The organism is Alloalcanivorax sp. C16-2, from assembly GCF_046507615.1.
GTDB lineage: Bacteria > Pseudomonadota > Gammaproteobacteria > Pseudomonadales > Alcanivoracaceae > Alloalcanivorax > Alloalcanivorax marinus_A.
On the sequence record NZ_JBKFTL010000003.1, the window covers coordinates 121,863 to 133,646 of the forward strand.

Here is an 11,784-nt window from a genome sequence, read left to right on the forward strand (position 1 = left end):
GGACGGATAAAAGGGGTTGTTAGGAATGCATAAGGCAATCACGGTGCCGCGCGCGGTCTCGCTGGTGGTGGCACTGCTGCTCGCCGGCGCCGGCGCGGTGGCGAAGGGAGCAGGCCCGGCGGTGCCGGTGGTCACCGGCGCGGTCACCGAGCAACCCCGTGATCGGAGCACGGAATTCGTCGCCCGGGTACGGGCCATCGAGGCGGTGGATGTGCGCGCCCAGGTGGAGGGGGTGATCGCCGAGGTAGCGTTCACCGGTGGTGAACAGGTGGAAGAGGGCGATCTTTTGTTCTCCCTGGACCCGCGCCGTTACGAGGCGGCGCTGGCCGCCGCCGAAGCCGGGCTGGCGCGGGCCCGGGCCAGCCGTGACAACGCTCGCCAGAACCACGAGCGCATGCGCACGCTGGCCCGGAGAGGCACCGTGTCGCGGGCCTCCCTGGACGAGGCGGAGGCGGCATTGCGGGTCGCCGAGGCGGAGGTGCAAACCGCCGAGGCGCAAGTCCGGGCCGCGCGCCTGGACCTGGCCGACACCCACCTGCCGTCGCCGATCACCGGTCAGATCAGCGCGCCGGCGCTGACCCGGGGCAATCTGGCCGGTCCCGGGTCGGGCGCGCTGGCCCGGGTCGTGCGTACCGATCCGGTTTACGTGGCGTTCGACCTGCCGGAAGGGCAGGTGGTCTCTCTCCGGCAGCGGTATGGCCCCCTGGATGACCTGGACCCGGCGTCGGTGTCGATGCGCCTGCGTCTGCCCAATAACAGCCTTTACCCGGGACACGGCACGCTGGCCGTGGTGGGCAATGAAATCAACCCGGGCACCGGCCTGCTCGGGTTCCTGGCTCGTTTTGATAACCCCGACGGCCTGCTGGTGCCCGGCCAGTACGTCACGCTGCTGATCGGCGCGGCTCGGGCGGAGTCGGCGCCGCTGGTGCCGCAGTCGGCGGTTCTGCGTGATCGCGAGGGCGAATATGTGTTCGTCATCGATGACCAGGGGGTGGCCCGGCAGCGCCGTATCGTCACCGGCGAGCGCCATGACCGGGGCTGGTTCGTCCGTGATGGCCTGAGCGCCGGTGAGCGCGTGGTGGTGCAGGGCACGCAGCGCCTCGCCGATGGCGTGCCGGTGACTGAAAGCGAGGCCGGCCCGGCCGGTAACGCGGCTCCGGAGCAGCCATGATCTCCGGGGTGTTCATCCGTCGCCCCCGGGTCGCCCTGGTGGTGGCGATCATCATGTTCCTGGCCGGTGCCCTGGCGTTGCGCGCCATTCCGGTGACCCAGTATCCGGATATGTCACCGCCCACCGTGCAGGTGTCGGCGGTCTACCCCGGCGCCAGTGCCCAGGTGATCTCCGAGGCGGTGGGCGGCCCCATCGAGGAAGCCGTCAATGGCGTGGATGGCATGCTGTATATGTCGTCCAACGCCTCCAACGCCGGCACCTATTCATTGTCGGTGACCTTCGCGGTGGGCACCGACCCGGATCTGGCGCGTATCAACGTGCAAAACCGGCTGCAGTCGGCGCTGACCCGGCTGCCCGCCTCCGTGACCGAGCAGGGGGTCACGGTGAACACCCGTTCCCCGGATTTCATGATGGCCATCGGCTTCATTTCGCCGGGTGGCGCCATGGATGCGCTGGCCCTGTCCAACTACGCCTCGAATAACATCGTCGATGTGATTGCCCGGGTGCCAGGCGTCGGCCAGGCCTCGGTGGTGGGGACCTCCGAATACGCCATGCGTATCTGGATCGACCCCGGTCGTCTGGCGGCCCTGTCGCTGACCCCGGAGGACGTGGCAACGGCGATCCAGACCCAGAACGTGCAGGCGTCCCTTGGCCAGGTGGGGGGTGAACCGGCGCCGGACGGCATGGCGCTGGAGTACACGCTGACCGCCCAGGGCAGCCTCTCGGACCCGGAGTCCTTCGAGAACATCGTGATTCGCTCCGATCCCGATGGCGGTATCGTGCGACTGCGCGACGTCGGTCGCGTGGAGCTGGGGGCCCGTAGCTACAGCGCCAGCGCGCTGCTCAATGGCCAGCAGACCGCCATGCTCAGCATCAACCAGGCGCCGGGTTCCAACGCGGTGGACACGGCGGCGGGAGTGCGCGCCGAGTTGCAGCGTCTGGCCGCCACCTTCCCGGAGGATTTCGAGTACCGCACGGTGTACGACGCCACCCGCTTCGTGGACGTCACTATCCGCGAGATCATCATCACTTTCATCGTCACTTTCCTGATCGTGGTGGCGGTGGTGTTCGTATTCCTGCGCGACTGGCGCTCCACGCTGATCCCGTCGCTGACGGTACCGGTGTCGTTGATCGCCAGTTTCGCGGTGTTGCTGGCGGTGGGTTATTCCGCCAACACGGTGACCTTGTTGGCGATGATCCTGGCCATCGGCGTGCTGGTGGATGACACCATTCTGGTGTTGGAGAACGTGCAGAGGATCATGGAGGAGGAAGGGCTGCCCGCGCCGGAGGCCACCTGGAAGGCCATGGGGCAGGTCACTGGCCCGGTGATCTCCACCACCCTGGTGCTGCTGGCGGTGTTCGTGCCCACCGCTTTCATTCCCGGCATCAATGGCCAGTTGTACCGCCAGTTCGCGGTGACGCTGTCGTCGAGCATGGTGTTGTCCTCGGTACTGGCCCTGACGCTCAGCCCGGCCCTGTGCGCCACCCTGCTGCGCCCACCGCGCCCGGCGCGCGGGCCGTTGCGTTTGTTTTCCGATGGGCTGGACCGGGTGCGGGGCGGCTATGCGCGGCTGGTGGAACGTCTGGTGGGCTACTGGTGGGCCGCCGCGCTGGGGATTGTCTTGGCTGTCGCGGTGGCTCTGCTGGCGTTTTCGGGCCTGCCTTCCAGCTTTTTGCCGGACGAGGATCAGGGCGCGCTGTTCGTGGATGTCCGCCTGCCCGACGGCGCCTCCCTGCAACGCACCACGGTGTTGATCAGTGACGTGGAGGAGCGCCTGCTGGCGACGCCGGGGGTGGAGAACGTGATCTCGGTGGCCGGTTTCAGCCTGTTGCAGAGCGCCTCCAGCCCCAATGGCGGTTTCATGCTGGTGACCCTGGATCCGTGGAGCGAGCGGGAGGAACGGTCGCTGCGCCTGGATGCGTTGCAGTCACGCATTCAGGGGGAGCTGGGCGTGCTGCCCGGTGCCATCGTTTCGGTGTTTTCGCCGCCGCCGATCCCCGGCGTGGGGGCGGTGGGTGGTTTCGACCTGCGCTTGCAGGCTTTGCAGGGCCAGCCTCCGGAACAACTGGCCCAGGTGACCCGCGCCTTTCTCGCCGGCGTGAACGCCTTGCCCGAAGTCGCCGGCGCCACCAGTGCGTTCAGCGCCGACGTGCCGCAGCTCTACCTGGATGTGGATCGCGACCGCGCCCAGGCCATGGGGGTGCCGGTGGCGCGCATCTATTCCACCCTGGGGGCGGTGTTCGGCAGCCGCTACGTCAACGACTTCACCCACGAAGGCCGCATCTTCCAGGTCAGCGTGCAGGCCGACGCCGACTTCCGGGCCTACCCGGAAAACGTGCTCGCGGTACGGGTGCGCAATGACCAGGGTGAAATGGTGCCGTTGCGGGTGCTGGCCAGCGTGCGCACCGTGCTGGCTCCCTATTCGCTGTCCAGCTACAACCGTTATGTGGCGGCGCCGGTGAACGGCGCCGCCGCCCCGGGGGTGAGCTCCGGGGATGCCCTCGAGGCGGTGGAAGCGCTGGCCGACCATGAACTGCCGGCGGGTTATGCCTTCGAGTGGTCCGGCCTGTCGTTTCAGGAAAAGCAGACCGCCGGCTCGTCGCTGTTGGTGTTCGCCCTGGCGCTGGTGTTCGCCTATCTGTTTCTGGTGGCCCAGTACGAGAGCTGGACCCTGCCGGTGAGCATCCTGCTGTCGCTGGCCGTGGCGGTGGCCGGCGCGGCGCTCGCCCTGTGGGTATCGGGCCAGGCCAATTCCCTGTACGCGCAGATCGGCATGGTGCTGTTGATCGGCCTGGCCGCCAAGAACGCCATCCTGATCGTGGAGTTCGCCCGCGTGCAACGGGAGCAGGCCGGCCAGTCCATCCAGGCGGCGGCGCGCATCGCCGCCGAGCAGCGCTTCCGGGCGGTGATGATGACGGCCCTGTCGTTCATTCTCGGCATCCTGCCGCTGGTGTTCGCCACCGGCGCCGGGTCCGGGGCCCGCCGCGCCCTGGGCACCACCGTGTTCGGCGGCATGCTGGCGGCGACCCTGGTGGGGATTATTCTTATCCCCGGCCTGTATGTGCTGGTGCAGACACTCACCGAACGGGTCAGCGGCGCGCCGGACCGGGACACCGGGCGGCCCTAGAACGTCAGATCCATCCGCGCCCAGACGGTGCGGCCCGGTTCGTTGATGCGCTCGTCACCGGGGAAGCCGAAGCCGGCGTTGCCGGCCAGGTTCAGGTGCTCGGCGTAGGCGCGGTCGAACAGGTTGTCGACGCCGGCGCTCAGTCGCAGGCTACGGTTCACGCGCCAGGCGCCGTTCAGGGCCAGGGTGGCGAAGCCGCCGCTGTCGCCCAGGTCCCGGCCCACCACGGTGCCGTTGCCGGCGTCGATGCGGTGCTGGCCGTCCACCAGCCGGGCCAGGGCGGCGGCGCTCCAGTCGCCACGCTGGTAGTTCAGCCCCAGGCGGCTTTCCAGCGGCGGGATCTGCGGTAGCGGTTCGCCGTCGTCCCGGTTGTCGCCACGGGCATAGGCCAGGCTGGCGTCGGCGCTCCAATGGTCGGCGAAGCGCCAGGTGGCGCCCAGCTCACCACCCATGATGCGCGCGTCCTCATTGTCCGCCTGACTGGTGGCGCCCATCATGCCGTCCTGGTAGCGGAACAGAATGTAGTCCTCGATGCGCCCCACATAGGCGGACACCCAGGCGTCCAGGGCGTCGCTCCGGTACTGGGCGCCCAGGTCGAGCTGGGTGGTCTTCTCCGGCTCGACGCCGTCGAAAGCGTTGGCGCTGGCCGCCGGGCCGGCGTCCGGGGAGAACAGCTCCCAGTAGTCCGGGAAGCGCTGGGCGTGGCCCAGGCCGGCGTAGAGGGTGGCGCCCCGGGCCGGCAGGTCGCGCTCGTAGCGCAGGAAGCCGGAGGGCAGGGTGTCCCGGCGTTCGTCGCCGGCGGTGGGGTTGGCCATTGGCATGCCCATGCCGCCGCCCAGGGTGGCGCGGTGGTCCTCCACCGTGTGGTGGTCCAGGCGGGCGCCGGCGATCAGTCGCGCCGGGCCGTTCAGATGCCGGGTCAACTCGGCGAAGGCGCCATGGCGCTGGAACTCGGCGTCCTTGGTCCAGGGCTCGGCGTGGTAGGCGTCCACGCCCATGGCGCTGCGTTCCCGGTGGGTGCTGGTCTGGGCGTCCACTCCGGCGACCAGCTCGGTACCTTGCCACAGCCAGGTGCCCTTGAGCCGGGCGCCCAGGGTGCGCCGGTCCACGTTGGCGGCCATGGGACCGGCCATCATGCCGGTGCCGGAGGGCGTGCGCAGGCTGTAGTTGTCCATCACATGGTCGGCGTAGTTGTAGTAGACCTGACCCTCGATGCGTTCCAGCACCTCGCCGAGGGCGCCGAAGCGCCAGCGCAGGCCCAGGCTTTCCCGATCGAACTGGCTGCCGTCCATGCCGCGCCCGGCGTAGCGGGCTTCGCCGTCGCCGCGCCCGGCGCGCAGCTCGATCAGGGCGTCCGGGGTGGGCGTCCAGCCGGCGCTGACATCGGCGTTCCATTTCTCCCAGCTTGATGGCACCCGTTCGCCATGGCCATCCCGGTAGTCGTCCGCTTCGCCGTGGTTGCCGCTGAAACGCAGGTAGCCGGGGCGGTCGCCCAGGGTGGCGTCCAGCACCTGGTCCCGGCGACCGTGGGAACCGGCCAGGAAGGCGGCGTTGAGTTGTTGGTGGGCGGCGCTGAAATACAGCGGTTCACGCTCGAACAGCACCGTGCCGGCGGAGCCGGTGGGCCCCCACTGCACGCTTTGCGGGCCCTTGATCACGGTCAGCCGGTCGTAGGTTTCCGGGGCGATGTAGGAGCTGGGCGCGTCCATGCGGTTGGGGCAGGCGCCGATCATCTCGCCGCCGTCCACCAGCAGGTTAAGCCGCGAGCCGAACTGGCCACGTAGCACCGGATCGCCGTTGCTGCCACCGCTGCGCACCGCCGAGAAACCGGGGATGGTCTTCAGATAGTCGGCGGCGTCGCTGGCCGGCACCGGCTGGCGCGGCTCGCCCGGGTCGGTTTCCAGGGTGAGCGGGGACGACGGCGCCACCGAGGTAATCACCACCGGTGCCAGAAGGTGGTCGGTGGTGGCGTCGCCGGTCGGTTCGGCGGCGTGCAGGGTGGCGGCCGGGGCCAGGAGCAACAGGGCGCCGGCGCGGCGATGGGGTGCTTTCATGGTTGGGTCTCTCGCGGTCCAAAAACGCGCGAGACTCTAGCAAGGCCGGAGCGTGGGTGGATGCGGTATAACGCCGCACCGTCCCTTCGCCGCCCCTTCACCGCTCAGGTGGCTTGCGCCGTTCGCGCCGGTAACGGCCACAGCGCCGTGATCACCAGGGCGAGGGCGGCTGCCGCGTAGGGAACCCCCGGCGCGATCTCATAGAACAAGCTGCCGGCCAGCGGGCCAAGCACGATACCGAGGCCCTGGGCGGCGCCCACGGAGCCGGCGGCGGCACCCTGTTCCGAGGGTCCCACGGCGTTCGCGGCCAGCGCGGCGAAGGCCGGGAACACCCAGCCCATGCCCGCGCCGGCGACGAAGAAACCGGCCATCAGGGTGACGTGATCGTGGCTCCGGGCCACCAGGGCGAAGCCGGCGGCGGCCACCAGCAGGCCGGTACGGATCAGCGGTGCCGGCGGCCAGCCCAGGCGCCTTACCAGCAACTGCGCCAGGATCAGCGCCACGCCCACCACGGTGAGCGCCAGGCCCGCCGCCCGGGCCGCCGCCTCCGGGGACAGGTGCAGACGGTCGATGGCGAAGAAGCCCACGGTGATCTGTGCTATCGACACCGTGCCCATGGCCAGGAACGCCACCACCATGGGGCGGCGCAGACGGCGGTCGCCGAGGGGCAGGATGGAGGCCGTGTCATCGGCCCGCGCCGGCCCGGTGCGCGGCAGACGCCAGATCAGCGCCAACGCCAGCACGGGCAGCACGGGGGTGGCCAGCAGCGGCAGCCATAGCCCCTGGCGGGCCAGCAGGGCGGCCAGCGCCGGCCCCAGCACCACGCCCACGGCGTTGGCGGCGCCCAGTGAAGCCATGGCGCCGGTGCGCCGGCCCACGGGAAAATGATCCGCCACCAGGGCCTGGCCGGTGGTGGGCACGGCGGCGAAGAAGGCACCGGCCAGGCCACGGGTCAGCAACAGGCCGGCGAACACCCACAGGGGCGCGGCGCCCCATCGCAGGCAGGCGATTAGAAAGGCGCACAGCGCGCCATAGGCCAGGGTGAACCCGACCAGACCGGAGAGCAGCACCGGCCGCCGTCCACACCGGTCACTCAGGGCGCCCCAGGGCCGTGACAGCAGCATCCACAGTACCCCGGCCACCGACACCACGGTGCCCGCCTGCCAGGCCGGCAGACCCAGTTGGCGGGCGATCGGGCCGATCAGGGAGACGAAGGCCATCATCGCCATGGTGCAGCACAGGTAGGCGCCGAGCAGGGGAGACAGGCGGAAAGCCGGTGCGGGGGAGGTAGGGCTCATGGGCGTGGGTCCAGGCTGAAAATAGCCCCATATTGTCGCCGTCGGCCATCGCCGCCGCCGCTGGCCGGTGTTCGCTAATCGCTGCGCGGCGCGCGTTTTAGGGCCTGTGAACAGGCCCTAGCGCCAGCGGCTGGGGACCATGCCGAAACGCCGTTTGAAGGCGGCGGCGAAGTTATTGGCGTGGCGGTAGCCGGCGCGTTCCGCCGCCTGTTCCACGCTCCAGCCTTCCCGGCGCAGGCCGTGACTGGCCCGCTCCAGGCGCCGGTCGCGCAGGTAATCGAACACGCTTTGCCCATAGGCGCACCGGAACTTGCGGCGCAGGGTGCTGCTGCTCATACAGGCCAGCCGCGCCAGGGCATCCAGGGTGTGGTCGTGTTCCGGCTGCTGGTGCAGTGCCTCCCGGACACGGGCCAGGGCGCGCCGGTCGCGCTCGCTCAGCCGGGCCGGCGGCGGCGTGGCATCGTCTCCCACGGACAACGCCTGGGCCAGTATCTGCAGGGCCACGCCTTCCTGCCAGAGGCGGCCGAGGCCGCCGTCCCAGCGGGGTTGGAACAGGCTCTCCGCCAACACGCGAAGGTGACCATCGGCGCGCCAGCCGTTCAGGCTGAAGCCGCCACGGGCCAGTCGCTGGCGCAGGGGCGCCGGCGCTGCCTGGTTGCTGAGCGTGGATTCCCGGGCCAGCAGCGATACGCTGCGCAGGCGCAGGCCGGCCTGATGCTCACCGCTCATCGCCTCGCTGTCGCCATGGCTGACGGTGATGGCGTCGTTGTCATTGAGAGTCAGCCGCTTGGCGCGACCGCCCAAACGGGCCTCGGCGTGGCCCTCAAGCAGCAGGATCGAGGTAAAACCGGGGGCCATCAGGGAGCGGGCGCCATAACGTCGATGGTTGAGCACGTCGGAGATCACCAGCGTCAGGCCGCCGGCCACCGTCACTTCCTCCATCACGCCTTCCGCCAGGCACGGGTCGTCGTCGCCCTCCAGGTCGTGCCAAAGGTATTCGAAGCCGTGGCGTTCACCAAAACGCTGATAGTCGGACAGGGTGAAGCGTCGAGGGGCGGGCATCGCCGTCATGCAGGGCTCCGGATGATCGGTGGTGTTGAGAATGATTATCAACTATAAGGATGGGGCCGCCGGGGCACAAGCGGGCGGTCAGGTGCCGTATTGCACCATGGCCATATAAGCGCCGGTACCGACCACGATGGAGATCAGCACGTTGCGACGCCACAGGTGCAGAGCCACCACCAGCGCGCAGGCCAGCAGCAGCGGCGCGCCCTTCGGATCATGGAGTTGCAGCGGTCGCAGGTCGGCCAGGGAATAGACCACCAGAATCACCATGATGGCGGCGGGCAGATAACGGCCCAGCCAGGCCAGCAATGGATGGTCGTGGTGCCGTGACAGGGCCAGGAACGGCAGCGCCCGGGAGGCGAGGCTGGCCAGCGCGCCGATCGCCACCGCCACTAAAACCGTATCGGTGCTCATGGGCGCTGCTCCAGGGCGCGCGGCGCGCGGCGGCGGTAATCCAGCAACAGCACCAGGCAGGCGGCGCCGATGGCGGCCAGAAGCATGTGCCGCTGGGGCAGTAGAAACAGGGCGCCAAGGCCGCAGGCCAGGCCAATGGCAAAGGGCGTGACACGTCTTACCGTGGCCATCAGTTCCAGGGTCAGCACGATGAACAAAGCGGTGAGCGCGAACTCCATGCCGGTGCTGTCGAACGACAGCAGGCTGCCGGCCAGGGCGCCCAGCAGGGAGCCCAGCAACCACCAGCCCTGGTTGAGCAGGCTGATACGGAAGGCCACCGCCGGGTCGCGGGTTTCCTCCCGGGAGCTGAGCAGCGAGTAGGTTTCATCGGTGAGCGCATACACCAGATAGGGTTTGCGCGCGCCGCTGCCCCGGAACCGGCCCACCAGGGAAAGGCCATAGAACAGGTGTCGGGCGCTGAGCAGAAAGATGGCCACGCCGATCTCGGTCAGCGAGGCGCCCGCCGCCAGCAGGCTCAACAACAGGAACTGGCTGGCGCCGGAGTAGATCGCCACCGACATCAGCGGCGCCAGCCACCAGGCGTGGCCCATCTGCACGCAGAGCACGCCGAAGGCAATGCCCAGGGGCACATAGCCGAGCATTACCGGGGTGGTCAGGGACAGCGCGTGGCGCCAGGGCGAGGAACGGAGGCTGGACATCGGTACGGCATTAATCCGGCGGTCAGGACGGTACGGGCGTGGTCGCCGCGCATGGTAGGCCGCCCCGGCGCCGAGCGCCAGGGGTCAGCCGGTGACCTGGCGGGCGATCAGCCGTTTGAACGGGGTCAGGGTGTTGGCGGCTTTCAGGGCGGCGCCGCGCAACAGGCGGGCCGGGGCCCGGTCGTCGGTGTACAGCGACACCACCAGGTGGGTGGCGTTGAACAGCGGCAGGCTGCCGCGTCGGTGGGCGCGGTGGTAGCTTTCCAGCAACTCGGCGGCGCCGGGATCGCGGCCCGCCCGGTGCGCCGGAATCAGGCGCGCGGCCAGATGCGCCACGCTGCTCAGGCCCAGGTTGAAGCCATGGGCGGTGACCGGGTGCATGCCCACGGCGGCGTCGCCCACCAAGGCGAAGCGGGGGCCGTGGAAACGACTGGCGTAGACCCCCACCAGCGGATAGACATGGCGCTCGCTGATGCGCGTCATGGCGCCCAGGCGGCCCTGGTAGCGCTGGCTGATGTCGTGGTTGAAGGCGTCGTCGTCCAGGGCCAGCAGGCGCTCCAGCTCGTTGGCCGGCAGGGTCAGCACCACCGACGCCCGGTCGCCGTTGAGCGGCAGCAGGGCGCGGGTCTGGCCGTGGCCGAACCACTCCCAGGCCTGGTGATGGTGGGGTTGTTCGTGGCGTACCCGGAACACCATCATGCTCTTGCCGTAATCACGGACCCGGGCGGCGATGCCCAGAGCGCGCCGGGTGGCGGAGAAGCGGCTGTCGGCGGCCACCAGCAGGCGGGCGCGCAAACGCCGGCCGTCGTCCAGCGCCACGCTGGCGGCGTCGCGCTCGATGCGCGGGTCGCTGACTTCGACACCGTCCAGCACGGTCACCCCGGGGCAGGCCCGGACCGCCGCCCAGGCGGCGCGGCGCAGGCATTGGTTGGGCACCAGCCAGCCGAGCTGGTCGCGGCCGCCCAGCCGTGCGTCGATGTCCAGGCTGTGGCGGCGCAGGCCGTCGTCGAACACCCGGGCATGGCGCAGATCGGAAATGTCCTCGGCGGGCAGATGCTCCCAGATGCCCCAGTCGATCAGGTGGCGCCGGGAGGTGTGGGTGAGGGCGATCTCGCGACCGTCGAAGGCCGGTTCCTCCAGGGCCGCGCGGGGCTGTTTCTCCAGAACCCGCACCTGAAGGCCGGCGCTGCCCAGTACCCGGGCCAGACTCAGCCCGGCGGGCCCGGCGCCCACGATGATCACATCCGCGTCCATTCCGTCGCCTCCTCGAATCAGGGTCAGCCGGTGAATGTAGGCGCCGGCCAGCGCCGGCGCCTTGATCTGCGGCAGGGTCGCCGCCGATCCGCGCGCCGGGGCCCTAGGGATGGTCTTTCGCGGCGCTGTTTTGCTGGCGGCGCAGCTTGCGGGCTTGCTCGTCATACCGTTGCGCCTGGGCGTCACGGCGCAGGGTGCGATACAGCGAGGACAGGTTGTCCAGTACCAGGGCCAGCCGTTCCGGCGGTGGCGAGGGTTGTGCCTCCAGCAGCTCCCGGGCCTGTTGATAGAGGGGTTCGGCTTTGCCGTACTGGCGTCGCATATAGAGCGCCGAGGCCAGGCCGTTGAGGGCATCCGCACGTAGCAGCGGGGCCTGGTCGGTGGCCGGCGCGGCGAGCACGTCGCGGTAACTGGCCTCGGCGTCCTTGAACTGTTTACGGGCCAGTTGCGTGTCGGCGAGGCTGGCGCGAATGCGGGCGGCCTCCAGGCTGTCCGGTCCGAAATGTTCGTCCAGCAGGGGGAGCAGTTCCCGGTAGCGTTGCGCGGCTTGTGCGTAATCACCGGCGGCGTGCAGGGACAGGGCTTCGTCGTTGAGGGCCTGGATGTGTCGCGGGTCGGCGGCCCGGGCCGGGTCGGCCAGGGTCAGGGCCAGGACCAGCAGCCAGGGCCGGATGTTCTTGGGCATGGATTTCTCCGCTCGTC

9 protein-coding genes are annotated in these 11,784 nt (G+C 69.7%); 2 read left to right on the forward strand and 7 right to left on the reverse strand.

The genetic code is table 11. The annotated features are described in order from the left end of the window. The first annotated feature begins 25 nt into the window (after positions 1-25). Positions 26-1,171 (forward strand): efflux RND transporter periplasmic adaptor subunit, encoded by a 1,146-nt coding sequence (locus ACLD02_RS14215; protein WP_410299011.1) that lies wholly within the window; start codon positions 26-28, stop codon positions 1,169-1,171. Beyond that, the gene (locus tag ACLD02_RS14220; RefSeq protein ID WP_410299012.1) at positions 1,168-4,299 is read left to right on the forward strand and encodes an efflux RND transporter permease subunit; all 3,132 of its coding nucleotides are present in this window, start codon (positions 1,168-1,170) and stop codon (positions 4,297-4,299) included. Before ACLD02_RS14215 ends, ACLD02_RS14220 begins: the two co-directional genes overlap by 4 nt. Here the strand turns inward: ACLD02_RS14220 and ACLD02_RS14225 are convergent. The 7 genes from ACLD02_RS14225 to ACLD02_RS14255 form a co-directional block, all read right to left on the reverse strand. Next, positions 4,296-6,353 carry a TonB-dependent copper receptor gene (locus ACLD02_RS14225; protein WP_410299013.1) on the reverse strand — a complete coding sequence of 686 codons (2,058 nt, stop codon included), beginning with the start codon at positions 6,351-6,353 and terminating at the stop codon, positions 4,296-4,298. The genes ACLD02_RS14220 and ACLD02_RS14225 overlap by 4 nt on opposite strands. A 104-nt stretch (positions 6,354-6,457) precedes the next feature. Next, positions 6,458-7,651: an MFS transporter gene (locus ACLD02_RS14230; protein WP_410299014.1), complete on the reverse strand. Its 1,194-nt coding sequence runs from the start codon at positions 7,649-7,651 to the stop codon at positions 6,458-6,460. Between the two features lie 117 nt (positions 7,652-7,768). Continuing rightward, positions 7,769-8,722, reverse strand: a complete 954-nt coding sequence (locus ACLD02_RS14235; RefSeq protein ID WP_410299015.1) for a helix-turn-helix transcriptional regulator — start codon at positions 8,720-8,722, stop codon at positions 7,769-7,771. 78 nt (positions 8,723-8,800) lie between these two features. Next, the gene (locus ACLD02_RS14240; protein ID WP_203100065.1) at positions 8,801-9,130 is read right to left on the reverse strand and encodes a branched-chain amino acid transporter permease; all 330 of its coding nucleotides are present in this window, start codon (positions 9,128-9,130) and stop codon (positions 8,801-8,803) included. Continuing rightward, entirely contained in the window at positions 9,127-9,828 is a 702-nt protein-coding gene (locus ACLD02_RS14245; protein ID WP_410299016.1) for an AzlC family ABC transporter permease, read from the reverse strand. Before ACLD02_RS14245 ends, ACLD02_RS14240 begins: the two co-directional genes overlap by 4 nt. An 84-nt stretch (positions 9,829-9,912) precedes the next feature. After that, positions 9,913-11,247 carry a 5-demethoxyubiquinol-8 5-hydroxylase UbiM gene (gene ubiM, locus ACLD02_RS14250; protein ID WP_203100063.1) on the reverse strand — a complete coding sequence of 445 codons (1,335 nt, stop codon included), beginning with the start codon at positions 11,245-11,247 and terminating at the stop codon, positions 9,913-9,915. Beyond that, the gene (locus tag ACLD02_RS14255; RefSeq protein ID WP_410299017.1) at positions 11,186-11,767 is read right to left on the reverse strand and encodes a tetratricopeptide repeat protein; all 582 of its coding nucleotides are present in this window, start codon (positions 11,765-11,767) and stop codon (positions 11,186-11,188) included. Before ACLD02_RS14255 ends, ubiM begins: the two co-directional genes overlap by 62 nt. Positions 11,768-11,784 lie beyond the last annotated feature (17 nt).